The organism is Pseudoalteromonas maricaloris, from assembly GCF_024746855.1.
Classification (GTDB): domain Bacteria; phylum Pseudomonadota; class Gammaproteobacteria; order Enterobacterales; family Alteromonadaceae; genus Pseudoalteromonas; species Pseudoalteromonas maricaloris.
In genome coordinates this window covers 545738-570775 of the sequence record NZ_CP024625.1, presented here as the reverse complement: position 1 = coordinate 570775, position 25038 = coordinate 545738, and the positions used below count along the sequence as shown (strand labels likewise).

Annotated in this window: 25 protein-coding genes and 1 tRNA gene; 13 read left to right on the top strand and 13 right to left on the bottom strand. The window is 42.5% G+C overall.

What is annotated here, in order from left to right:
* Positions 1–42 precede the first annotated feature (42 nt).
* Positions 43–609 (bottom strand): elongation factor P, encoded by a 567-nt coding sequence (efp, locus tag CTT31_RS02285; RefSeq protein WP_017217199.1) that lies wholly within the window; start codon positions 607–609, stop codon positions 43–45.
* Between the two features lie 42 nt (positions 610–651).
* On the opposite strand from efp, the gene epmB reads away from it, so the two are divergent.
* On the top strand, positions 652–1668 hold the full coding sequence (epmB, locus tag CTT31_RS02280; RefSeq protein ID WP_211859144.1) for an EF-P beta-lysylation protein EpmB: 1017 nt from the start codon (positions 652–654) through the stop codon (positions 1666–1668).
* A 93-nt stretch (positions 1669–1761) separates the two neighbouring features.
* On the opposite strand, the gene CTT31_RS02275 is transcribed toward epmB, so the two are convergent.
* On the bottom strand, positions 1762–1971 hold the full coding sequence (locus CTT31_RS02275; protein ID WP_010368721.1) for a hypothetical protein: 210 nt from the start codon (positions 1969–1971) through the stop codon (positions 1762–1764).
* A gap of 185 nt (positions 1972–2156) precedes the next feature.
* Here CTT31_RS02275 and CTT31_RS02270 point away from each other — a divergent pair, with 185 nt between their 5' ends.
* Positions 2157–2450 carry a hypothetical protein gene (locus CTT31_RS02270; RefSeq protein WP_010605837.1) on the top strand — a complete coding sequence of 98 codons (294 nt, stop codon included), beginning with the start codon at positions 2157–2159 and terminating at the stop codon, positions 2448–2450.
* Positions 2451–2519: 69 nt separating this feature from the next.
* Here CTT31_RS02270 and CTT31_RS02265 read toward each other — a convergent pair whose 3' ends face one another.
* The 5 genes from CTT31_RS02265 to CTT31_RS02245 all read right to left on the bottom strand — a co-directional run bounded on the left by CTT31_RS02265 (position 2520) and on the right by CTT31_RS02245 (position 6361).
* Positions 2520–3029: a DUF3016 domain-containing protein gene (locus CTT31_RS02265; RefSeq protein ID WP_260491883.1), complete on the bottom strand. Its 510-nt coding sequence runs from the start codon at positions 3027–3029 to the stop codon at positions 2520–2522.
* A 243-nt stretch (positions 3030–3272) separates the two neighbouring features.
* Positions 3273–3551, bottom strand: coding sequence for a hypothetical protein (locus CTT31_RS02260; RefSeq protein ID WP_260491882.1), 279 nt, complete (start codon positions 3549–3551; stop codon positions 3273–3275).
* A gap of 156 nt (positions 3552–3707) precedes the next feature.
* Positions 3708–5354, bottom strand: a complete 1647-nt coding sequence (groL, locus tag CTT31_RS02255; RefSeq protein WP_017217202.1) for a chaperonin GroEL — start codon at positions 5352–5354, stop codon at positions 3708–3710.
* 50 nt (positions 5355–5404) lie between these two features.
* Entirely contained in the window at positions 5405–5692 is a 288-nt protein-coding gene (locus tag CTT31_RS02250; RefSeq protein ID WP_010368755.1) for a co-chaperone GroES, read from the bottom strand.
* Between the two features lie 156 nt (positions 5693–5848).
* Positions 5849–6361 (bottom strand): FxsA family protein, encoded by a 513-nt coding sequence (locus tag CTT31_RS02245; protein ID WP_211859142.1) that lies wholly within the window; start codon positions 6359–6361, stop codon positions 5849–5851.
* Between the two features lie 129 nt (positions 6362–6490).
* On the opposite strand from CTT31_RS02245, the gene cutA reads away from it, so the two are divergent.
* The 6 genes from cutA (at position 6491) to CTT31_RS02215 (ending at position 11980) form a co-directional block, all read left to right on the top strand.
* Positions 6491–6811, top strand: coding sequence for a divalent-cation tolerance protein CutA (gene cutA / locus CTT31_RS02240; RefSeq protein ID WP_039494127.1), 321 nt, complete (start codon positions 6491–6493; stop codon positions 6809–6811).
* Entirely contained in the window at positions 6811–8760 is a 1950-nt protein-coding gene (locus tag CTT31_RS02235) for a protein-disulfide reductase DsbD (protein WP_260491880.1), read from the top strand. The genes cutA and CTT31_RS02235 overlap by 1 nt, the downstream gene beginning before the upstream one ends.
* A gap of 195 nt (positions 8761–8955) precedes the next feature.
* A complete protein-coding gene (gene aroQ / locus CTT31_RS02230) occupies positions 8956–9417 on the top strand; it encodes a type II 3-dehydroquinate dehydratase (RefSeq protein WP_010368763.1) in 462 nt (153 codons plus the stop codon).
* Between the two features lie 19 nt (positions 9418–9436).
* Positions 9437–9898: an acetyl-CoA carboxylase biotin carboxyl carrier protein gene (accB, locus tag CTT31_RS02225; RefSeq protein WP_130126957.1), complete on the top strand. Its 462-nt coding sequence runs from the start codon at positions 9437–9439 to the stop codon at positions 9896–9898.
* 20 nt (positions 9899–9918) lie between these two features.
* Positions 9919–11265, top strand: a complete 1347-nt coding sequence (accC, locus tag CTT31_RS02220; protein WP_045987969.1) for an acetyl-CoA carboxylase biotin carboxylase subunit — start codon at positions 9919–9921, stop codon at positions 11263–11265.
* Between the two features lie 638 nt (positions 11266–11903).
* Positions 11904–11980, top strand: a tRNA-Ile gene (locus CTT31_RS02215).
* Positions 11981–12068: 88 nt separating this feature from the next.
* On the opposite strand, the gene CTT31_RS02210 is transcribed toward CTT31_RS02215, so the two are convergent.
* From CTT31_RS02210 to CTT31_RS02200, 3 genes are all read right to left on the bottom strand, one after another.
* Positions 12069–13604, bottom strand: a complete 1536-nt coding sequence (locus CTT31_RS02210; RefSeq protein ID WP_260491879.1) for a hypothetical protein — start codon at positions 13602–13604, stop codon at positions 12069–12071.
* A 269-nt stretch (positions 13605–13873) separates the two neighbouring features.
* The gene (gene mobV / locus CTT31_RS02205) at positions 13874–14725 is read right to left on the bottom strand and encodes a MobV family relaxase (RefSeq protein WP_260491878.1); all 852 of its coding nucleotides are present in this window, start codon (positions 14723–14725) and stop codon (positions 13874–13876) included.
* Complete coding sequence (locus CTT31_RS02200) at positions 14713–15195, bottom strand: hypothetical protein (protein WP_260491877.1); 483 nt, start codon at positions 15193–15195, stop codon at positions 14713–14715. Before CTT31_RS02200 ends, mobV begins: the two co-directional genes overlap by 13 nt.
* Positions 15196–15658: 463 nt before the next feature.
* Here CTT31_RS02200 and CTT31_RS02195 point away from each other — a divergent pair, with 463 nt between their 5' ends.
* The 4 genes from CTT31_RS02195 to CTT31_RS02180 all read left to right on the top strand — a co-directional run bounded on the left by CTT31_RS02195 (position 15659) and on the right by CTT31_RS02180 (position 20391).
* A complete protein-coding gene (locus tag CTT31_RS02195) occupies positions 15659–16765 on the top strand; it encodes an SAVED domain-containing protein (RefSeq protein ID WP_260491876.1) in 1107 nt (368 codons plus the stop codon).
* A 197-nt stretch (positions 16766–16962) separates the two neighbouring features.
* A complete protein-coding gene (locus tag CTT31_RS02190; RefSeq protein ID WP_260491875.1) occupies positions 16963–18201 on the top strand; it encodes a nucleotidyltransferase domain-containing protein in 1239 nt (412 codons plus the stop codon).
* On the top strand, positions 18201–19949 hold the full coding sequence (locus CTT31_RS02185) for a ThiF family adenylyltransferase (protein WP_260491874.1): 1749 nt from the start codon (positions 18201–18203) through the stop codon (positions 19947–19949). Before CTT31_RS02190 ends, CTT31_RS02185 begins: the two co-directional genes overlap by 1 nt.
* Positions 19927–20391, top strand: a complete 465-nt coding sequence (locus CTT31_RS02180; RefSeq protein ID WP_260491873.1) for a Mov34/MPN/PAD-1 family protein — start codon at positions 19927–19929, stop codon at positions 20389–20391. The genes CTT31_RS02185 and CTT31_RS02180 overlap by 23 nt, the downstream gene beginning before the upstream one ends.
* Positions 20392–20811: 420 nt before the next feature.
* Here the strand turns inward: CTT31_RS02180 and CTT31_RS02175 are convergent, their stop codons facing one another.
* Together CTT31_RS02175 and CTT31_RS02170 are read right to left on the bottom strand one after the other, a co-directional pair.
* Positions 20812–21246 carry a replication/maintenance protein RepL gene (locus CTT31_RS02175; protein WP_260491872.1) on the bottom strand — a complete coding sequence of 145 codons (435 nt, stop codon included), beginning with the start codon at positions 21244–21246 and terminating at the stop codon, positions 20812–20814.
* 237 nt (positions 21247–21483) lie between these two features.
* Positions 21484–22650 (bottom strand): tyrosine-type recombinase/integrase, encoded by a 1167-nt coding sequence (locus CTT31_RS02170; RefSeq protein ID WP_260491871.1) that lies wholly within the window; start codon positions 22648–22650, stop codon positions 21484–21486.
* 534 nt (positions 22651–23184) lie between these two features.
* Between CTT31_RS02170 and CTT31_RS02165 the strand changes: the two genes are divergently transcribed.
* On the top strand, positions 23185–23931 hold the full coding sequence (locus CTT31_RS02165; protein ID WP_260491870.1) for a hypothetical protein: 747 nt from the start codon (positions 23185–23187) through the stop codon (positions 23929–23931).
* A gap of 43 nt (positions 23932–23974) precedes the next feature.
* Here the strand turns inward: CTT31_RS02165 and CTT31_RS02160 are convergent, their stop codons facing one another.
* Entirely contained in the window at positions 23975–25036 is a 1062-nt protein-coding gene (locus CTT31_RS02160) for a DUF6765 family protein (protein WP_260491869.1), read from the bottom strand.
* Positions 25037–25038 lie beyond the last annotated feature (2 nt).

Sequence of the window (25038 nt, the reverse complement as noted above, 5' to 3'; positions counted from 1 at the left end):
ACATGCTGGGATTTATTAAACATCGTAAATTGCTTTACGCTATTATTTTACGCGGCTTACGTATTCGCCACTACGTGTATCAACTTTGATCACTTCACCAATTTGAACGAACAAAGGAACACGAACAACAGCACCTGTGCTTAGAGTTGCAGGCTTACCACCAGTACCCGCAGTGTCGCCTTTCAGGCCTGGATCTGTTTCTGTGATCTCAAGCTCAACAAAGTTAGGTGGTGTTACTGCGATTGGGTTACCATTCCACAGTGTGATAGTACAAACGTCATTTTCAACCAACCATTTTACGCTATCGCCAAGTGCTTTTTCATCAGCTGCGATCTGCTCAAATGTTTCGTTGTTCATGAAATGCCAGAACTCACCATCAGTGTATAAATACGCTAGATCAGTATCCATTACGTCTGCGCCTTCCACTGAGTCGCCAGACTTAAATGTTTTCTCTAGTACTTTACCTGAGATAAGCTTACGGATTTTAACGCGGTTAAACGCTTGTCCTTTACCAGGCTTGACCATTTCATTTTCTAAGATAGAACAAGGCTCGCCGTCCATCATAATTTTTAGGCCGCCCTTGAACTCGTTGGTGCTATAATTCGCCATCGTATCCTCTAATCTACGTATATTCGAGTAATTAACCTGCTAATGATACAAATAAATGAAGTAAATTTGCAGACTAACTGGCAAAAAGAATTAGCAAATGTTGTCACTGACCCACAAGAGCTACTCAACATCTTGGGGTTGCATGACCAATTTGATGCACGAGACTTTGCAGCTAAGCGCTTGTTTCCTATGCGAGTACCTCGCCCATTTATCGCTAAAATGCGCCAAGGAGATCGTCATGATCCCTTGCTATTACAAGTGTTACCTGTACATCAGGAATATTTAACTGAAGCGGGATTTAGTAAAGATCCACTCGAAGAACAAGACGCGCCTGTACCTGGTTTGTTACATAAGTACCGCTCTAGGGTATTACTCATGCTCAAAACTGGTTGTGCGGTCAACTGCCGCTACTGTTTTCGACGCCACTTCCCTTATCAGGATAATCAGGTCAACAAACGCACCTTAGAGCCTGTATTTGATTATTTGCGCACCCATCCTGAAATCAATGAGGTGATCTTAAGTGGCGGTGATCCGCTGATGGCCAAAGATGACATGATTGCTTGGGTGCTAGAACAATTAGAGGCTATACCACAAATCAAACGTTTGCGTATTCACAGTCGCTTACCGGTAGTGATCCCAGCGAGAATAACCGAGGAATTGTGCCTACGTTTAACAAAGAGTCATTTAAAGGTGATTTTGGTAAATCACATTAATCATGCAAATGAAATCGATGATACCTTTAAAGCCGCAATGCAAAGGCTTAAACAAGCCAATGTGACTTTGCTAAACCAAGCTGTGCTACTTAAAGGAATTAATAACGATGTTGCGGCTCAAGCTCAACTGAGTGAAGCCCTATTCGATGCAGATATACTGCCTTATTATTTGCATTTACTCGATAAGGTAGAAGGCGCTAGCCATTTTGATGTAGAAGAGCGTGAAGCCAAGGCGATAATGGCTGAGCTTTTAGAAGTGCTACCGGGATTCTTGGTCCCTAAATTGGTAAGAGAAATTGGTGGTCAGCCAAGTAAAACGCCGATTGACTTAAATTTACTAGACTAAAATAGCAAAAAATCGGTGCTAATGACCCTAGCACCGATTGCTTTGCACATATCTATCGGACATGCCGAAGACAACGTGCCATCAGACATAAGCTTACGCGTATGTATTGATGTTGTTGCCCAGCGTTGCTGTCACTGATTTAGCTGGCGTTTGTGCTGCTGCACTGCTGCCCGCAGATTCAATTAAAGCAAGCGCGGCTTGTCCATCTGCTTTCTGTTGCTTTTTTGCCAAAACGGCGCTGTATACTTCACCGCTTTGACCAGCTCCAGACATAGCAGGTAGGTTACTTCCGGAAATATTCATAAGTGATTACCTGACTTTTTGATGGATCAAATTGGTTATCGGCGTATAAATTTAAACCTTTAGGATAAATTACGAGATAAATTTCCAATTCCTTTGTACTACTTATAAAAGGGTAGATTTACACCTGACATTTGTAAATGAAACCCTTAAAATAAGCGCTTTTAGTAGGGCGATTAGGACTGACCATGCAAGCCGTTATCGAAAAACTCAATGAAAATCTCAAGATCATATACCGCCAAGCACTAGATGCGGATAAAAAACTCGATGAATTGCAGCAGCAAGGTCATGGTAAGTTTAAAGCGCTATTTACAGAAGAAGCGGGGTTTACGTTTGAAGCAAAACGCTTTAAACCTTATGTTTTAGATGTTGCAGCCGACGTTGAAGGCCTATCGACAACTGAAGAAATTGACGAGCAAAAACTCGCACTTGTTGTGAAAAAGTTACAATCCTTACTACAGCTACTGGCTACATTTAAATAGCCTACTAGTTAACCAAACACGCAGCTTAGCCGCTGCGTGTAAGCTTATCTCAAGGCTAATACCGGTTAATTAACTAACTTTTTTCATCAAGTCATCTTCAAACCAATCAGTTAAAAGACGCTTTTCATAATAAAAAGATTCGTCCATGCCTCTTTTTATTCTATCCATGAACGACATATCTTTTAAGGTCACGCTATTTTCCTCTACGATGGTTGTACCAGACTTACCTGTTAACTTGTAGCTAATTTCAAAACGGGGGAAATGGATTGGTTTAATCACCCGAATATCAGTGGTACCGTAATGAACATCACCAGCAAGGTCTATCTCATCAAAGGTAATTGCGAGCTTGTAGCCCTCGGGTAATTTAGTCGCTAATTCTTCTAGGTGTTTCTGCAGTTGCTTTTCAACCCGTTTATGAAATGAACCTCGCGTTTCATTACCAGGTCTAACATCGCGATACTCTTTAAAGTCCTTCCAAGTCACAGCGACCTCACCTGCATTGACAAACAAGGGAGTCATAAATAAAGCAAGTATTGCAATTTGTGTTTTCATCTTTGGATCTCCTTCAAACTCTACCATCACCTTACTCCTTCATTGTGCGAAGTAAAGCAAGATCACACCCTTTTACGCAGTGTGACATTTGACTACATTTACATAACCAACCTAAAGCTGTACACAAAAGTTAGTTAGCTAACTGAATGAAAAACTAAGTTCACTAATACTATTCCACCCTAGAGCAGTGCTTTCTCAAAAGCAATGTAGATTTTCGGGGCTATTAAAAACAAAGTTAAAGCACTCTTAAGGAATCACAATTGCTAGCGTTCAAGTTAGTTTATAGTTAGTAAGACCGAAATTAGGGCAAATCGTTCTCAAACGGATGTAATCAAAGCCCTCAGGATTAAGTAGAGCGCTGTATGGTGACCTGCTCGGTGCATCACCTGTAAATGCAGCAATAGACACAGACTCGTCAGATACTTGTTTCTCTTTGGTATCTTTAACCTGATTAGGTTCTGGCTTCTTTTTTACGGACGCAGCAAGCAGTTGTGTAGGTGTTGATGTATTCGTTGTTGACGTCGAATGGATATTAAAAAGAATAGTCATAAAAGCACATTTTTTACAACACATGGGCGTTTAATCAATACCCCATTTTATACCCCAAAAATGATGAAGCTTTAGCAAATTAAAGACATAAAAAAACCCTAACATCAAGATGCTAGGGTTTTTCTAAAGCGTGTTGTGCTTAGGAGATGATGTTTATCACATCATGCCGCCCATGCCACCCATTCCGCCCATGCCGCCCATATCTGGACCAGCAGCTTCTTCTTTCGGAATTTCAGCAACCATCGCTTCAGTGGTGATCATTAGACCAGCAACTGATGCTGCGAACTGAAGTGCAGAACGCGTTACTTTAGTTGGGTCTAGGATACCCATTTCGATCATGTCGCTGTATTCGCCAGTTGCAGCGTTGTAACCGTAGTTCCCTTCGCCAGCTTTAACTGCGTTAACCACAACTGATGCTTCGTCACCTGCGTTTGAAACGATTTGACGAAGTGGTGCTTCCATCGCACGAAGTGCCACTTTAATACCGTGGTTTTGGTCTTCGTTGTCACCAGTTAGCGATTCAAGCTTGCTCGCTACGCGAACTAGCGCAACACCACCACCAGGTACTACACCTTCTTCAACCGCTGCGCGAGTTGCGTGTAGTGCATCTTCTACGCGGTCTTTTTTCTCTTTCATTTCAACTTCAGTTGCTGCGCCAACTTTGATTACTGCAACACCGCCTGCAAGTTTTGCCATGCGCTCTTGTAGTTTCTCTTTGTCGTAGTCAGAAGTTGCTTCTTCGATTTGTGCTTTGATCTGAGATACGCGACCATCGATTGCTTCTTGCTCGCCAGCACCGTCGATGATAGTTGTATCATCTTTAGTGATAACCACGCGCTTAGCTGTACCTAAGTCTTCAACCGTAGCTTTCTCAAGCTCAAGGCCAATTTCTTCAGAGATAACCGTACCACCAGTTAGTGTCGCGATATCTTGTAGCATCGCTTTACGACGGTCACCAAAGCCAGGAGCTTTAACCGCAGCCACTTTCACAATACCACGCATGTTGTTTACAACCAGAGTCGCCAGCGCTTCACCTTCAAGGTCTTCAGCAATGATTAGTAGCGGCTTGCTTGTTTTAGCAACAGCTTCTAGTGTAGGAAGAAGTTCACGAATGTTAGAGATCTTCTTGTCTACAAGAAGGATATGTGGGTTATCTAGCTCAACTTGGCCTTTTTCAGCGTTGTTGATGAAGTAAGGTGATAGGTAACCACGGTCAAACTGCATACCTTCAACTACATCTAGTTCGTTCTGTAGTGATTGGCCTTCTTCTACAGTGATAACACCAGATTCGCGACCTACTTTTTCCATTGCTTCTGCAATGATGTCACCAATCTCTTTGTCAGAGTTAGCTGAAATCGTACCAACTTGTGCAATCGCTTTTGCGTCTGAACAAGGCACTGAAAGCGTTTTTAACTCTTCAACAGCAGCGATAACTGCTTTGTCGATACCACGCTTAAGGTCCATTGGGTTCATACCCGCAGCAACTGACTTAAGACCTTCGTTCACGATAGCTTGCGCAAGAACAGTTGCAGTGGTAGTACCATCACCCGCTGCGTCATTTGCTTTAGACGCAACTTCTTTAACCATTTGTGCGCCCATGTTCTCGAACTTATCTTCAAGCTCGATCTCTTTCGCAACAGATACACCGTCTTTAGTGATAGTTGGTGCACCGAATGACTTTTCTAAAACGACGTTACGGCCTTTAGGACCTAGTGTTACTTTTACTGCGTCTGCTAGTACGTTTACGCCTTTTAGCATTTTTGTACGAGCGTCACCTGCAAAACGAACTTCTTTAGCTGCCATGTTATAAATTCCTCTTAAATTCTGTTGTCGATTAAACTAAAAAGTATTAATTATTCTACGATGCCTAAGATGTTATCTTCGCGCATGATCAGGTACTCTTGACCTTCGATCTTTTCAGTTTTTTCGATGTAAGAGCCGAACAACACTGTGTCGCCAGCTTTTACTTGTAGTGCTTTAGTTTCACCATTGTCCAACACGCGGCCGTTGCCTACTGCAACTACTTCACCACGTGAAGACTTTTCAGCTGCAGAACCAGTTAACACAATGCCGCCAGCTGACTTTGTTTCTTCTTCAAGACGCTTAACAATGACGCGATCATGTAAAGGACGAATGTTCATTTATATAGTTCTCCTAACAGTTTCTGAACAATGACAGAAATAATGCTTTTTTAAGGCGGTGTTACATCCACAGGTTGTGGTTAACACACGCAATTTTAATTGCTTTCATTTATGGGGATGGGCAAATTAAAACCCAAGAGAAAAAACCAAAAAAATTTAGTCTTTTCTTTCGTATTCACCTTCAATCGTTGTTGAAGAATTTCTACCCGATTGATTTTTAAATGGATCTCTAATTTCTTCCTGCGGTTCCGCACGCTCGTCGCGTGATTGATTAGCAAACGGTGACTGACCTGAGTGCATGCCTGTTTGCACTCTTACGGTGGCATGGGCTAAAAGCGACTGCGCCAGCTTTTTTCTAACGGCTGGGGTTAACAGTAAAAAACCTAATACATCGGTCATGATCCCAGGCGTCATCAATAGCACACCGGCAATGATCACACACAAACCGGTAAATAAATCTTGTGCAGGCAATTGCCCACGAGACATCTGTTGCTGTACGTTGACATAAGCGCCAAGACCCTGCTGTTTAACCAGTCTTGCCCCTAAAATGGCGGTACCAATTACAAGCGCAATGGTAGCAAAACCGCCTATCACCTCGCTGACTTGGATCAGCAAAGCAATTTCAATAATCGGAATAGCGATAAATAAAATAAATAAGAATCTAAACATACTTTCTCCAAATCTACGAAAGATAAATATGGGTGCAAAGGTCTTAATTCAAGCGATACAAGTAAGATGCTTTAGAAAAGAGGAGCTATCCGCTAAGATGCCATTACTAACCCTAAAATGGAAATGGCAATGGGCGTAAGATATAAACTCGTCTTATCTACATGCGATTCGGTTGCAGAAGCGCGTAAGATTGCAACGCAACTTGTAACGCAAAAACTTGCAGCTTGTGTGAACCTAATCCCGGCAGTGGAATCTATTTATGTTTGGGAAGGTCAGGTTGAACATGCACAAGAGACCAAGCTGTTAATCAAGACAAAATCCGAAAAACTAGAGCAAGTGATGGCCGCTATTCGCGACTTACACAGTTATGATGTCCCAGAAATTCAAGTCGTGGACGTCACCAGCGGCAACTTAGCTTATTTCAAATGGATGGACGAGGTATTATTGTAATGCGACTCTTAGTAGTTCTTTTCTCATTGCTGATGTGGTTTCCCGCGCAAGCAAACAATGCGGTGCTAGACAGCTTACTGGCTCCTAAACAACAGACTTTTTTACCAGTAAAAGAAGCATTCAAGTTCGATTTTGACCAGCAAGGCAACACTTTGTTTGTGGGTTGGGACATCGCCGACGGCTATTACTTATATAAGAAGAATCTTCAAATTATCGCCAAACAAGCCGACATCCAAGTGCCACAGCTTGAAAAAGGGGAGATGATTGAAGATGAGTTTTTTGGTCGCACTGAAGTCTACTTTAATAACTTATCTGTTATCTCTAAGCTCAGTAATATCGAGCAAGGTGCAATCGTAAAAATACGCTATCAGGGCTGCGCCGAAGCTGGACTTTGCTACCCGCCAGAAATTGTAGAAGTGCCGTTAAGCACGATTGCGGGAGAAAAGCCAAAGACCACGCCAACCAAAGCTCCTGAAACAAAAGCACCTGAGACAAAAACAGAAGCTCAAAGCGAAAGCGCGCCTGTGGATGACGATAATTTGTCTTTCACTGAGCAGCTAATGCAGCGCAGCTTAGTTGCGAATATTTTGACGTTCTTTGGCCTTGGTATTGGCCTTGCGTTTACCCCTTGTGTATTCCCGATGTTCCCAATTTTGTCGAGCCTCATCGCCGGTCAACAAGGCCTTTCGACTAAAAAAGCCTTCAGTTTGTCTTTTGTTTATGTGCAAGGTATGGCGGTCACTTACGCTGCACTTGGGTTAGTCGTTGCGTATTTCGGTGGCCAAATTCAAGGCTACTTGCAGCATCCCGCGGTACTTATCAGCTTTAGTATATTGTTCGTCGCACTCGCGCTATCTATGTTTGGGGTTTACGAAATTCGTTTGCCTAGCGGCATGATGGATAAACTCACTCAGCTCAGTAACAAGCAAAAAGGCGGCAATTACTGGGGCGTATTCATTATGGGTGTACTATCTGGACTTATTGCATCGCCCTGCACCACGGCTCCACTTTCCGGCGCGCTATTATTTGTCGCGCAAAGCGGTGATTATGTGGTGGGCGCGGTAACACTATATGCACTTAGCTTGGGCATGGGTCTACCGCTATTACTGCTAGGTACCTCAGGTGGAAAATTACTGCCAAAAGCAGGAGGCTGGATGGATCAGGTAAAAACGCTATTTGGTTTTGTAATGCTCTTCGTACCGCTTATCCTTTTAGAGCGCATTGTAGACTTTGACATCATAGTACTAATGGCAAGTATTTTGGCTATTGCAACAGCTCTATATTTACACTTCTGGCAAAGCCAGCTTCAAGCAAGTAAAGGAAAGACGTTACTATGGACAATGGCGCTTATGTTACTGATACCGGGTTTATTTGGTGTTAAAGACGCGATTATGCCTAAACAAGAGCCAAGTTTAGAAGCCAGTCTAATACAAACTCAATTACACGTGGACGAGTTAGCCGCTGAGTTGACCGCAGTAAAACAACAGTTAGCAGAAAAGACGGCTGGGCTATCAGCAAAAGACCAACCAAAAGCTACTGAGTTACCAGCCATAAAGCAACCAAGAGTAAGTGGACTGCAAAAGTTTAGATTGATCCCTGATTTAGCTGCACTGCGAGAGGAAGTGATCAAGGCCAATGCCAAAGGCAAAGTGCCTATCGTTGATTTATACGCAGAGTGGTGTGTCGCGTGTAAAGAGTTTGAGAAATACACTTTCCCGAAACCTGAAGTACAAGCACAGTTCAAAGATTATGAGCTATTAAAGCTCGACTTGACCAAAGCCAATGACAACACCCAAGAGATCATGGAAGCATTTACGGTGTTTGGTTTACCGACTATTTTAATCTTTGATAGCCAAGGTAATGAGATGCCAGCACACCGCATCACAGGCTTCTTAGACGCAAAAGACTTTGCTGCCCACCTAGAAAAGGCCAAGCAGGACGCAAAGTAAACATTTTAGGGGCAAGCTTGTTTGTCCCTCTTCCCTTCTGATTAGACCAGTATTTTGCTGCTATTTACCTCGAACTCTCTATAATACTCCACGAAATGGAGAAATATTTGCTATTTGCTGGAATTCGGCTTAAGTTAACAAGCCATACAGTCTAAATTTTTGGCTAATGCTTTAGTTAAAGGAAGTTCGCGTAATATGTCTGCAAAATTAAAGATTTTATTAGTAAACGGCCCTAATTTAAATATGCTAGGTCGCCGTGAGCCGCACAAGTACGGCACGCAGACTCTCAACGAAATTGTTGACGCATTAACTGAATATGCAGAAGCACAGCAAGTCAGCTTGTCACACATTCAAAGTAATAGTGAAGCGCAGCTAATCGAGGCTATTCACGCTCAATATGAACAATGCGATGCGATTATCATTAATCCTGCCGCATTTACCCATACGAGCATTGCCCTTCGAGACGCTTTACTCAGTGTGGACATCCCTTTTTATGAAGTACACATCACCAATGTGTACGCCAGAGAGCCATTTCGTCACAAGTCTTATTTTTCTGATGTGGCGGAAGGCGTGATATGTGGATTAGGCGCGTTGGGCTATCGTGCTGCATTTGATGCAGCGTTAGCGCAATTGCGAAAACAAAATAACTCAAATTAACTAACAGGCGGGTCATTGTATGGATATTCGCAAGATCAAAAAACTTATCGAGCTAGTAGAAGAATCAGGTATTGCAGAGCTAGAAATCACTGAAGGTGAAGAGTCAGTACGTATCAATCGCCACAGCAGTGCACCAGTTTATGCGCAACCTCAACAATACATGGCAGCTCCAGCGGCACCTGCACCAGCAGCACCTACGGCGGCTCCTGCAGTAGAAGCAGCACCAGCAGAAAGCAGCGCACCAGCAGGTCACCAAGTTAAGTCTCCTATGGTTGGTACTTTCTACACAGCTTCTTCTCCAACAGCAGCGGCATACGTTGAAGTAGGTTCAAAAGTAAATGTTGGCGACACACTTTGTATCGTTGAAGCCATGAAGATGATGAACCAGATCGAATCAGACAAAGCTGGTGTAGTGAAAGCAATCCTAGTTGAAAACGGTGAGCCAGTAGAATTCGACCAACCGCTATTCATCATCGAATAATTACGCAGAAGGTCAACGTTATGTTAGATAAAGTAGTCATTGCAAACCGAGGTGAAATTGCACTTCGCGTATTGCGTGCCTGCAAGGAGCTAGGTATTAAGACGGTTGCTGTGCACTCAACAGCTGACCGCGACCTAAAACACGTTCTTCTTGCAGATGAAACCATTTGTATCGGAAAACCTGCGGCAAGCGAAAGTTACCTTGATATTCCTCGTATTATCGCAGCGGCAGAAGTCACTGACGCGGTTGCTATTCACCCAGGTTACGGTTTCCTTTCTGAAAATGCCGACTTTGCTGACCAAGTTGAGCAAAGTGGCTTTATCTTTATCGGTCCAAAGGGCGACACTATTCGCCTAATGGGTGATAAGGTATCGGCAATTGAAGCGATGAGAAAAGCAGGCGTACCTTGTGTGCCAGGTTCTGATGGTCCATTGACCGATGACAACGACCGCAATACGCAGATCGCTAAGCGTATTGGCTACCCAGTTATCATCAAAGCGGCAGGCGGCGGCGGTGGTCGTGGTATGCGTGTCGTTCGCAACGAAAAAGAACTTGCAAACTCTATCGCCTTAACACAACAAGAAGCGAAGCAGTTCTTCGGTAACGGCATGGTTTACATGGAAAAATTCCTAGAAAACCCACGCCACATCGAAGTACAAGTACTCGCTGACGGTCAAGGCAATGCAATCCACCTAGGTGAGCGCGACTGTTCAATGCAGCGTCGTCACCAAAAAGTAGTGGAAGAAGCACCTGCACCAGGTATCACAGCAGAAATGCGTAAGTACATTGGTGATCGCTGTACTCGTGCGTGTATCGAGATTGGTTATCGCGGCGCAGGTACGTTTGAATTCTTATACGAAAACGGCGAGTTCTACTTCATTGAAATGAACACCCGTATTCAGGTTGAGCACCCAGTAACCGAAATGGTCACTGGCGTAGACTTAATCAAAGAGCAACTTAAGATTGCTGCTGGCCAACCGCTTTCTATCACACAAGAAGACGTGGTGATCCGTGGTCACGCAATCGAGTGCCGTATTAACGCAGAAGATCCAGAGAGCTTTATCCCTTCACCGGGTAAAATCACGCGCTTCCACCCAGCTGGTGGCCTTGGGATCCGTTGGGACAGCCATATTTACGCTGATTACACAGTACCGCCACATTACGACTCAATGATCGGTAAGTTAATCACTTATGGTGAGAACCGTGATGTTGCGATCGCTCGTGCTAAAAATGCACTGAATGAACTCGTGATTGACGGGATTAAAACCAATACCCCGCTTCACAAGAAGATCTTGTCTGACGAGAACTTCCAAAACGGTGGTACGAATATCCACTACCTAGAGAAAAAACTAGGCATGCACCAATAACCTAATTCGTTCTCCTAAAAGAGGCCGGCCAAATGCCGGCTTCTTTTATCTCTGCCCTACTTCCACCAAATACTACTAAATTCAACTTATCATAAGCCAACCTTACAGCTTGCTCATCTCGTGTTTGCAGCAAAAATCCAACCCGGCTCCTAAGTGGCTCGATTTTTTTCACCGTAAAACCAGACTAATACTTACCTCGCCATTTTAATGATCCGCACAACGCAACACCCTAACCGCTACAACATTGGCTTATTATTGAGCGATCAATCCATTCGCCCCGACTTTTTCACGTTTTAATAGTGACAAGCCTGTTAAAAATTTTTATACTGCCTGCGCTTTCAGTGATTTACCTTTAAACCACTACAGCAAATAGCCCAATAGCTCAGTTGGGTAAACTTTCAAAGAAAGTTTACGTTAAGGAAGCGAAGGGATATTAGCGCAGCGACCCTGAGCGTTGAATCCGAGACCGGAACCAAGCTTCATGGACGAATATAACGCGCAAAAACACAAAATGGCCCTATAGCTCAGTTGGGCGAATCAAGACCGAAGCACCGCTTCGCAGCTTGATGAGATGGAGGCAGGACGCCGACAGGATATTGCTTCATGGATGAATTTAATGAGCACTTACAACACAAAATGGCCCTATAGCTCAGTTGGTTAGAGCGCACGACTCATAATCGTTAGGTCCCTGGTTCGAGTCCAGGTGGGGCCACCATTTTCTCCCCGCAAACCCCTTAAAATCAAGGTTTACAGCAAGATTAAGAAATTTTTTACACCTTTTTTTACACCCTGATACGTTACCATCAGCAAATTCTCTTGTCTATAAGACACTGAAACAGCGCTTTTAACTCTGGGTGTTCAGCTTCAATGTGTTCGATCATTTTATCTTTCAATTCACAAAGCGCTTCAATAGATAGTTCATCATACGCATATCCAACATCATCTGGCTGTCGCCCTAAACATTTCTCTTTCTGAGATAAAGTCGCACCCACTTTCAACACAAGTTTTTGAACAATGTCTCTAATTCGATACTGAGTAAATGCACGGATAGCATTCAGCTCTTTTTCAGATGCACCTGTAGCCTTTGCTTTGTTCAATAAATTTGCTCGAACTTGATTAAACTCTTTATCGAGCGTTCGAGCGGGTCTATTAGCATGAGTTTTACTCTCAAATAGCCAGTTTGGTTGGGAGTCTTTGCCAGCACTTAGCTGTGTACTTTGCAAACTCAACACGATATCTCGAAATCTAGCTGGGAATGGGTACCTAACAAACTTGGTTTTACTCTCGTGACTTGGAACTTCAACGTAACATTCATCGATGTTTACTCTGTGCCATTGGAGGAAGTTAGTTCGTGTTTTTCTAGTAGAGACCATCAATTGAGTTATCAGTGACAAAACTAACTGTTTCTCACCCATATCGTATGACTCTTTCAAGAACGCAGCTAACGTCGAAAGTTTTGGCGGAACTTTATCTGTGTTGTCTGCTCTTGAACGCTCACCTTTTCGTACCAGTTGCTGCACATCGATTTTCACTTTCATGTCAGCTTTTGCTTTGCTAATTGCTGCATTAATGATTTTAATGACTTCATTTCTGTCGGAGGGTTGGCGCGTGGGTACGGTTCTGTCTAAGTAATCGACTTTAAAATTTCCAGCACTATAAAGAGCAATTTTTTTAACTCCCCATTGTTCGTTAAAATAACGCTGTTGAATGCGATTAATAGCTACAATGCGCTTGCTAGATGCACTTTCCTTGTAGTATTCAAATAGATCCTTGAACGTGACTATTTGTCGATAGCTTCCATTAAGCAAATACCCCAACTCCCTCCAAGGCATTCCAGCTTCTCGCCTTTGCATAAATCGACTATGAGCGGCGATCAATAAATCAGCGTCGTCATTTGTAAACTGATGGGAAATTGGATATGAAATCAGTCGAAAATACTGACTCTTATTACTGTCCCGCAATTGTATCGTTTTCTCTTTACGTGAAATTGTCACAGACATGCCCCTATATCCGTCCAACACTTTAGGCTTCCCTGAAAAAGACTGGAGAAATTCTTTTAGCACTTCTGTGCGAGTTTTTTGAGGAACATCAGAAACTGTATCGGTGACCAAATAGCTATGCTGTCTGGAGGCAATATCAACAACATTACTTTCTGGTTTTGTTAAAACGCGCTCACTAAACTGAGCTGGAGTGACAGCCAAAATTGCTAATTCAGCAACCAGCTGATCTAGCTCCTCTTGAGTGAAACTTAAACTGAAAACGAGCTTTTTGACCGCTCTAATCTTTTGTATATCGGAAAACTCAAAATCCATGAGTCCCGATTTTCTTTCCGCGTCCATTCGCAACAATCCTTCTACAACACCTCCTTCCGTAGAGGTGATAGGGATGTTAGCGGATAATTAGAAGTTGAACGCTGGAATTGAAAAATATTTTCAATACAATCAATGTACTATATTTGTTTTTAGCTTGGCTATATTGGAGGAGTTTTTTAATCTAAAAGCAACTTTCACTGAGAAAGCTTACACAAACCCTACGCAGGATTTGTGTAACTCACTACACAATTTTGCTTCGCGAAATTATTCGTTCGGCAATTGCGTACACAATCGGCTTAGGTATTTCTGCGCCGCGAGGTGGTGGCATTACGTAGTTTTTCGTTAGTAGCAACCAGCTCCTGAATGATCCCTTTGAGCTTATTGATTTCTGAGTCGTGGATAGAATCCAGGCTATCGGAAAGCCGGTTTACGATGGCCTGCCATGAATTAAAACTGGAAGGTGCCGCCTCTGGCGCAGGTAAGGCGGCTTTAGCGCAAATTCGCTTCGATTCGTTCACTGCGCTGTAAAACTGCTTCAGCGTTGTATGAGTGGCCCTAGACCCCCTTTGACCGCGTTTGATGCCAAGCGGGGCTAGTGCGCTAGCATAACTGTCCTGCAAACGTGACAACTTGTCTCTGCCGCCGAGAATGCCCCTCGCATTTAGCCGATGAACCACTTCTCCTTTCTTATTAAATGACTTAGAAACAGGCACACATATTGCGTGAAGGTGAGCCGTTTGTTCGTCCTGATGCAGTATTGCCGTCAGGCAATTGGTTCCAAATTCCTGCAATAGCCAACCACGCGATGACCTGACCCAAGCTTTAAGGCGCTCATTCGCATTAGGCCAGTAGGTTCCATCCGCCCGCTTGAAAAAACTGGGGGAGACAGACAAAACAAACTCAATCATCAAAACCCCATTTTTACGCAGTTTAGTAATGCCGTGATGTTCTAAGTGCTTTCTAATGTCGTCACAAATCTGCTCACTGCCGATTATGACACGATTTAGATGGCTGTAACGTTTGTTCACATTTGGGCTCTCTATTGCGCGCGTCACGTGCTTCTCTATCCAAGCAGCTTGAGTAAACGTGTGGTATTTTTTTGCTCGCAAAACGGTCACATTGTTACCTTCCTCTATTAGGGTTTCCAATTTGTCCCCTCCACATTTAGGACGCGGCGAGCACGTGAGAGTAAATCATCTACAGCAGACGGGACTGTTGTGGATATTTCAGCCTCTGATGGTTCGTATCTCAGTTTGAGTGCAGCTTTTACAGAAAACCAAGCGCCAGAGCCATCAAGCCGAGTAAGTAGTGTGGCCCTGATTTCTGGTTGATGGCGCATAGCAATCAACAGCATATCCTGTGAATCTTGCAGTCGTGTTAAATCACGGCTCTCATTGCTAGTCTCTGCAACGAACGATTTTTCATTGCTCGCTGAATTTTGCTTATTTCCAAACTCCGCAATAAAGCCGTGTAGCGCTTTTAGCTGTACTGGCATCTCGTCCACTGCTTGCAAATAGATAGTTTCACCTTCGCAGATATGCAGAGCTGTATCAGAGTGTTGGGTAATTCCGGTGACGGTGATCACCACGTTGTACAGAGGTTTCGTTCCCGTTTTCATGTTTTTCATTCCATTGTTATTGCTACCTCAATGATGATATCAGTAATTATGAAATTGGATTCTTAAAACCCTAAAAAATAGGGTTGGGGATATAAAAGTCGATATTTTTAATGAAATTAAATAATATTCTCCTGAAAAATATTTCAATATATGACATAAGAACCTTAATCCTTAGAGAGCTATGTGCCAATAGCGGATTTTCATCCGTAACTCGTTTCTGCCCCAAAGTTGCTTAGACCTTTTACACATTCACACCCTGTTCATGAGCTTTTGCAATACTAAAAGTCATCCCTTCTTCTCATGCTGTTGGCTGTTAATCCCCGAGATGTAATACGGGGTGAAAGTCTGTACAAACGAATAGATAACCAAATATAAATATGCATTTATATACACACATATCAATGCGCAATAGGTACCTTATAGGTTAGAATCAATTACTTTCTAGATATAAAGGGCTTGAAGTTTGAAGTGGATAGATCAACTACTTGATTTTGGTTATGTAATTTTTCAGCGCCGACTTTCAGGTTCGCGCTATCTTATGGGCTTAGGCATAAAGCTCTTTACTCTTACGGCTATTGGCTCACTTGCATTTCAGTTTAGCAATGGTGAATACTCATTCTTCATTGATACAGCGTCTGACTCAACATATGAAATTGCGACGTTGGTAGGTGTTTATGTCTCAATAGTAATGATCGTCGTAGGATTCTTCTTTGAAGTTTACTCAATGCTATTTGGTGAGTCAGCCTCAAAGAACAGAGCAAAGAGTATCGATTTAAGAAGCTTAGATGGGGCTGCCGCTCCAACCCTGTGCAGCAGTTTTAGTTCCACAATCGAACCAGCCGGGTTACATGATAACCTTTTCATGTGGAAGTCTAGAAAGCAGACTCTTGAGGACTGGTTAAAAGAATCATGCACCAAACTTCAGAAGTTTTACGACGAATCACTTCAAAAATTAAATGGCTTTGAACCAAACAAGCCACTCGCTTTAGGAGCTATAGCGCATGTTCCGCATTGCTTTACTTTAGGTTACTTGGTTGGAAATAAGCGTTTGGTAAATTACTACTGCTGGAACCGTGACAACAAGAAGCAACACAAGGAACGATGGTTAGACTGTCGAGATGCTAGAAGTAGAGGTCAAAAATTAGAGTGCTCAGAAATTATGGAAAAGCCAGAGGTCCTAGATTCTCAGGTAACAAAGCTAGGCATTTCGATAGAAGTCTCTTTTGATAATGACTTAAAGACCTTTTTTGAAGATCTAGAGTTAGATCGCGCTATTGCTTATAGAGTTGAAAGTAGAAACGTTGGAAATATGTTCTCAGATGTAGAGCAATCAAACTTTGTTGCCTCCCTTAGAACCGAAATAAATAACACCCTTCTCAAGAAGTACCCCTACGTTACTGAAGTTCATTTGACCCTTATGGCTCAAGCCTCGCTAATCATGCGCATAGGGGCGGAGTTTAATCAAAATCATCTTAGTCAACAGATAAACGTACACCACTTCGATGGTGCTGGTTACCCTTGGTCATTACAAATAAACAAAGACCAAGAAATTAGTTATTTAATTAAGTAAGGAAACCATGTAAGACATCAAAAAATATTTACAAATTTTAAATATGGCGTTGTCAAAATGGCGGTTGAAAATTGTACATGGTTGACTCTGAGGAGTATTCTAGGTACGCAACTTTTGGCATTTACACAACATCAGCGTTCAAAAGCTGCATTATTGAAGTAACGGAATAATGTTCTTATAAAGCAGGAGAAGGTTGTATGTCTGTATCAGTTACAAAGCAAGCGGATACTTATCTAGAGGCTTTGGCCAAAGCATTAGAGATCCCACAGTCTAGATATGAACAGGCCGAGAAAAGCTATAAGTCTGTAGGGGAATGGCTTCATAGAGAGGAGTCAACGGTAAAAGATTACTCTCCTGACGTGTATGTACAAGGCTCTTTTCGTCTAGGATTAGTCATTAAACCTTTGTCAGCACAGGAAGAATACGATATTGATTGCGCGTGCTCTTTGACTTATCTCGATAAGTCGTCTCTCTCGCAACAAGATTTAAAAGTGCTCATGGGGGATGAACTAGAGTTATATCGCAAAAGCAAGGGTATCAAAAAGCCAGTCGCTGAGCAGAGGCGCTGTTGGAGGCTAGAATATGCTGACGGCGCGCAATTCCACATGGATGTCGTTCCCTGTATACCAAACGCTGAGCAACAACGCCTTTTACTAGAACAGAAGAACTTTGATACTAAATTTGCTGAGACAGCAATAGCTATAACAGATAATGAAGTACTACCTCAGTACTATCAAATTACATCAGACTGGCCGAGATCGAACCCTCGTGGATATGCTGAATGGTTTAAATTTCGAATGGGTGAGAACTTTGAAAGAAAACGCCGCGAAATACTCAAAGAAATGGAAACTAAAGGTATACAAGCCAGTATTGAAGACATCCCGAGTTATCGCGTCAGAACACCCTTGCAATCAGCGATAATGATACTTAAACGTCATCGTGACATGATGTTTGAAGATAATTCAAAAGATAAACCCATATCAATAATTCTTACAACGCTATCTGCTCATGCATATCAAGGTGAAGATAGTATAGGTTCGGCACTGCTCTCCATATTATTCAGGATGGAGGAAGGAATACATTATGATGGACATAAGTATGTAATCAACAATCCGACAGATGCCATGGAGAATTTTGCCGACAAATGGGAAACACATCCTGAACGCGCTGAAGCCTTTTTCTCCTGGCTGAGTCAGGCTCGAGAAGATTTTTATTCAGTAGGACAACAAGCTGAACACCGCCGAATGTCGGGTATCCTGGAAAGCAGAATCGGTCAGAATGTAACGAATCAAGTTTACCAAGATCTATTAAGTTTAACAAAATCTGGAGCCTCTAGTTTGTTGTCCGCTGCGACGGCAGCATCAACCGTAGCAACCCCAAGCATTGCATTTGGTGATGTTGCAAGAAAACCTAAGAAGCCGGATGGATTTGCGTGATGTGGTGGATTTTTCAAAAAGATAAGTTTTCTTTAGAAAGAGCGGCTGTATCGGAGCTTGAGTCTAAAGTAGGCTGGTTAGAGGTAGGCAAGTGGCAGGCTGATCCAGATAATGAATTGGCAATGTGTTTGACATTTCAAGTATTGCATCTAAATAGAACTTTTCACTTTAAGATGGTGTACCCGAGCGTATTCCCTGATTCACCACCAATGATCTATACAGAAGATAAAACGAGGGTCTCTTTGCATCAGTACGGGGCGAGCGGTGAACTATGTTTAGAGCATAGACCTGATAATTGGCAATCGTCAATAAGTGGCTCAGATATGATTGAAAGTGTTTACCGACTACTTTTAGAAGAGCAAGGAGAAGAAGGATATATGGCGCATGCACAATCAGCACATATACCTTCCTTAGGACGTGATACGCGCATCAAAACTTGTCGTTTTTTGCTTACTGAAGGAGACCTAAATGCGCTCAAAGCCCTCACAGAGAGAAAAACAATAAGAGCTTGGATCAGAGAGCATAAGGTGGGCGGGGTCTTCATTAGTTCTCTTTTAAAGGTGGGAGACAAAGAGAATCCTATTTGGACAAGCAATCTCAACTTACCTGACGGTAATAGAGAAGAACAAGCCTTCGTAGTACGTTTTTCTGGTGCAGAAATATCAGAACAACCAGAAGTATCTGATTTAAAAAAATTACTTGAAACATCAGAAATGCTAGAGCTGTATCATGAAGTTCTGCAAACAGATTCAATTGCAAACTTGATTATGGGGGATAAAGATAATTGGGTTTTATTGACTCTCTTTGGTTCTATCGATGAACGAAAATTAATACGTTACACGACGATTAAAATACCGGAGCACAAAAATAGATTACCTGATCAATTTTTATCATTGAGCGATAAAAAAGTAGGACTAGTTGGGTGTGGCTCTGTCGGTTCCAAAGTTGCCGCAAGTTTGTGTAGATCTGGGGTAGGAAATTTTTTGCTCATTGATGAAGACATTTTTTTTCCTGACAACATTGTTAGAAATGACTTAGATCTCAACTATGTTGGAGCTCATAAAGCACCTGCATTACAACAGCGATTACAAAACATTAACCCTAGCGTTGACACACAGATCCTTAGATTATCGTTAGGTGGACAAGAAAGCTCTAGCTCAATGTCTGGGGCGTTAGAATCACTCGGTAATTGCGATCTCATTATAGATGCTACAGCAGAGCCTTTAGCATTCAACTTGATTGCGTCTGTTTCAGTGCGCAAGAAAAAACCAATGATCTGGGTAGAAGTTTTTGGTGGTGGGATTGGCGGTCTTGTGGCAAGGTCAAGACCTGAGCTAGACCCTGTCCCGCTATCTGCGAGAGCTCAAATATATAATTGGTGTGAGGGGCAAGGTGTAGAGTTCTTGCACAGCACAAAAGCAAATGACTATAGTGCTCAAGTGGATGACGATACACCGTTAATAGCAAATGATGCTGAAGTCTCCATTATGAGTGCTCATGCTACTCAGTTCGCAACCGATATCCTAGCTCGACCTGAAGCTAGTATATTCCCTTATTCTGCGTATATCGTTGGCATGTCGTCAGAATGGCTTTTTCAACAGCCTTTTGATACTCGCCCTATCGACCTGCTACCAGAAGGCCAGTGGGGAGAAACTGCTGAACATATTGATTCAGAAGAGATTATCCAACTATTGCAAGCTTACCTTCCACCTAAGGACCAATTAGATGCAAATAGTTCTTCCGAATAGTGTTTTGAAAAAGCTTCGGCTCCATATGTTAAAGGCTGGCAAGCGTGAAATAGGTGGAATGCTTATGGGGGAAGACTTAGGCGAACAGGCCTTCCGGATCGTTGATTTTTCTGTCGATGTGAAAAGAGGGACGACTTCTAGCTTTTTCAGAGATTCTGATGAACACGATTTGGCATTGCAGAAGTTTTATGAAGAAACAGGCTCTGATTACAAACGCTTCAATTATTTAGGAGAGTGGCACACACACCCAAGTTTCTCAGTTGATCCTAGTATCAATGACATCAATGCTATGCAAGGTATAGTTAATGGCGATGAAAACGTAGATTTTGCGTTTTTATTTATTTCTAGGTTACGTTGGTTTTGGCAGTTCGAGTGTAGTGCTTACCTGTTTATTCGAGGCCATCAACCAATTCAAGTAGGGATTATTGTTGAGAAAAAATAAAGACCTATTACTTTGGTGGTTGTCGAGCTTTTATACTATTTATCACTATTAGCAAGATAGAGTTAATTTTCAGTATGTAGTGAGTAAGGGAATTTGGCCTGACACATGTAGGCTGGTCGCTTGGTTACAATACTAGAAGTAATCCGAAAAATCAGGGCTCTGTAAAGTTTATAACTCAGAAATGTCCAAAAACGAGACTGAGCTATAGACCACTTTTCGCTCTTTTATGGCAATTTGCTCTTGGATTGAAGCTAAATATGGTGAATAAATGACATTTGTTCACTTACTTGCAGACCGACTGTCATACATACAATGACATAGAAACAATCAATTTAACTTAAAAACCAATAACTTAATCCATAACGCCTTTATTAATATATTTAGGGAAGGAGGAGCGTCAGCACTCCCTCCAAAGACTTTTTAAGCTGCCTTCTTTAAATACAGTTCACGTTGCGCATCTAACTGTTTTAGCTTCCCGCGATAAAACAGAAATGGCGACATTTGGTAGACTCCTGAGTCTAATTTCCGAATAAAGTCGAGTTTTGTAAGTTGGCTGATGATGTTACGAAGTGTCCCCTCAGAAATGTCTAAATCAGTAGCAAGCTTTTTACGGCGCGCCGTCGAAATATCAATCTCACCAGTTTCAAACTCAATTTCAAGGGACAGCGCAAACAATAGCAACATTTGGTTAGATGTCAGCCCTTTGATAGCGCTTAATTGCCCCATCCACATCGAATATTGGGTGGCCTGTTTGCCGCCAACCACCCTTTCCTGCTTTTCAATTGACTCGATTAACTCGCCGGTATCTCGATCAACCCGCGTTGTAACCACTCTACTCTGAATAGTTCTAGCCATCTCAAACTCCTTTTTTAATACATGGCTCCATGCCACACCAAGATCATATCACATAATTTTTCATCATATTTTCAATGAGTTAAAATATATCACAACAAAACAAAGCCACTGTTGTGTGAATTTTTTAACTCTTTGTTTGTCAATAAATTTTATTTTTAAAATTTTTTCCATTTGCTTGCTTTATAAACAAAAGGGGGTGGTTCAGCCATTCCCCCCTACCAAAAACGTACAGGACTGTTAATCCATGAATTCAAAGGCACTCTCAATTGAATTGCGGACCTGATCCAAATTGGTTTGGGCATAAATCATCGTATTTTTTAGTGACGTATGGCACAGCGCCCGAGAAACAACACTGATATCTGCTCCAGATTGAATTTGCCAGGTGGCAAAGGTTCTGCGTAGGTCATGCGGGCGCGGTCTGATATTAGGGTTTTCGTGATACAGCTTCGCTCGAATGATGGCACTTTTCCAGATTGGATCACCACCAGTGATATATCCATATTTAGAGCTGGATGATGCAAAGACGAATTTTGAATGGCTACTAACCTGCTTTCGCCGTTCTAACAGCTCTATCACGTATTGATGTAGTGGGATTTGGTAAGTTTTGCTGGATTTTGTATTAGTCGCTGGGATCAGCCACTGACGACTGGAGAAGTCGATTTCATTCCAGCGCATGGTTTTCACATTGGACAGTCTGGCACCTGTAAATAGGGCAACTCTGTATATATCTGCAACGTCCCGATTTGATTCTGCATCTAACGCCAAAAGCAACCGCTTGGCCTCTTCTTTTGTTAAGTATCGATTCCGCTGCACCTCTGTCATTTTTTTAATGCCAACAAACGGATTGACGGTAACAGGGAGCTCTTCTTCAAACTCGATAGCATAACTAAAAGCGCTTTTTATTGCCGTTAGACATCGATTGTGAACTGAATAACCTCGGTTCTCCAATTCAAAAAAGACGGTCCGAGCAAACTTTTTTGTGAGCGTCTCAATGTACAGTTTTCCGATAATCGGCTTTAGATGCAGGTTGTAGGAAACCTCAAGCGCGTGCGTCCTCCCAGCAATAGTTCGCCGAGCTGATAATTCATTGTCCCGATATAAGTTGAATACGTCATTCACAGTCAGCCCAGATTGGCACTGGACCTGCTGAGCCGTTCTGAAATTAATATAAGCCACCGCTCGACTTCGAGCCTCATCGACACTGAGCGCATCAGCATTGCCCAATTTATGATTAATTGGCTGACCGTTTGTTTTGAATCTGACATAAAACGTTTTGGTTCCCGACGGCGTAACCACGAGTTTCAGATTGTTCAGTACAAGATCAGAAAAAGTCCTCGTTTTGTCATGCGACAACAAGCTAACTAGACGACGGTCAGTAAATTTAAATTTGGTTGAGAATTTCATTTTTTACACCTTTTTTTACATTGAAAAAAGTGTAAAAAAAGGCGAAAAAACCTTTAAAAACAGACCTCAAATCGTCCCAAAAGCCGCATTCCTGCGTACTTTAGATAACAGGTGGGGCCACCATTTTTCATACCTTACGTCTTTTGTACTCTTTTTTAACGTACTACTGAAATCAATATTCAAAAGCTTATTTGATTGCAAGCTATAAAGATATTGGCTCCTTAGCCCTAAATTTTAAAGTTGTATAGCTTCAATCCAAAAAAACGGTACAAACACAACTGTCAATCCACATAATAAAATACTGAAACCTAGTAACTAGAGCTTCAGATGACCTGCATCTCCACCCACTTGAACTCCATTCACCTAGTGCTGGCAAAACTCTAAGTATTTATATCCTTATCACGTACCACTCCAGATAGCGGTTGCAGTAATTAGATAGTTGCCAAAACCAGAAAAATCAAAAAGTTGCATGAAGTTACATTTACCTTATATTGAGACTGAATAAAAAACAAACACAACTGTAAAGGAAAGACTATGGTTACATTCAACACTCGACTGCTTGCTATGGCATTGGCTTGTAGTTCCACTTCTGTTTTGGCTACACAGGTATTTTATGATCAGGATGGTGCGGGAGATCATTCGCAGTATCAGGGCGCACCTGTTGATTTTATCTCAGCTCGTGCAGGCACAACTGAGTACTTTAATGCGCTCACGGGCGGCTTAGCGGCGGATGAGTGCCATCAATTTGAAATGGTTAATACACAAACCGGCGATTTGATTGCTCCTCTCACATTCAACGCACCCTTTATTTCTGGCCCACTGCCTGCGGAGCATAAACTGACAGAAAAGTCGGTTAAACTCAGCTGCACGTTACCCTCAGGTGAAGAGGCGATTGTTTATCACAAGATACCCAAGGCTCCCGCCGTTGTATGGCACAGTGAAATCACAGTGGCTGATTGGCAAACGCCGAGCAATGGCCCAGGGTATTTTGCGGATGTTCAATATACCGGCTTGATTAATATTAATAACAACTCGCACCAAGGCCAGTGCCGTAAAACCAACTACGTCAGTGGTAACCCAGAATTTTTCAATGAAAGACATCAAGGTGGATTTTATAGTGATGTCTTGAATGTTGTCGGTGAGGCTAAATACAGTGGTTTTTATAAAGTGCTGGTGACGGAATTAATTTGTAAAAACTCGGGTGGTACGACTCGCCTTGTCGAAACTTGGCATATAAACCAAAACTCACAATCCCGTGAGCTTTCTTCCGAGCTATTTTAAACACAAGAATAGTGCAGCCTAGCTGCACTTACTTTACTGAAGTTTAGCTCACACAAATTCCGTATTTGGGCAGAATATCATCAATGACACAGAGGCGATGCTTTTTAGCTGCATCGTGAAAATACTTCCAGTTAGAAGTTAAGAATTCACTGCGAAATGAATAGCTATCGTCGTCACCTTTAGCACGGGTTGTTCCTAGCGCTTGGTGCTTCCACGACCCCTCACCTTTGGCAATGTAAGTTAGGGTATAACTTCCAAGCCCAAATCGGTTAGCTTCGATGGCATCAAGCCACAGTTGATGACGTTCTTCACCATCATCCATATCAAATTCAGCAAAGCACTGCGCTATTTCTTGCTTTAATGACTCACTCAAGCCACTTGTAGCCTCGCCTCGATAGTCTTGATAGACCTTGCAAAGCTCATCGGCTGCGATTAGAAAATCGCTTGAATTATCTCGCACTACTTTTTCGCCCAATCCGTTGAAGTAACTCCACTGCTGATGAGGCTGATCAGGGTGAGAAAGCGCCTGCCCATGTCCTAAACTTGGAATATCATCTTGAAAAACATCAGAAAAGTATTCGCTTATTCGCTCGCGCCAAGTCTCTTCTGCTTCACCATTCAAGTCCATTATTTCAGTCACTTCATTGACTTTATGCTGTATGCCAGCAAATCCCTGGTGGCCCCAAGTATCAATAAAGACATGAGAGGTGATACCAAGGCGGTGCAGTCCATAAGGCCTATGCTTATCTGCAATACACTCAGCGACCATATCTTTTGCTACATGGGAATGTGGCTTACACACTAGCTTTTGAATAAAGGTGCCCGACGGATTTTGCCCAGCAGGTAAACCGCCATTACCCGGTAAGAAATGAAAAGGTACCCACACTTTCATGTTCTTTAAGCTGTCTAGGTTTTTATAATCGAGCATTTTATGAGCGGTTGCGATGCGCTCATAAGCTGCACCGTTATCAAACTTAATGTGACCATAGTTTGTTGCATCATCTACGTATTGTGCCGAGTGAGCAATAATTTCAGCCTCTTGGTCGGTGAATCCCGCCGCGCGTGCGACCACCCATGTCATGCCATGATGTAAATCAATTTGCATTT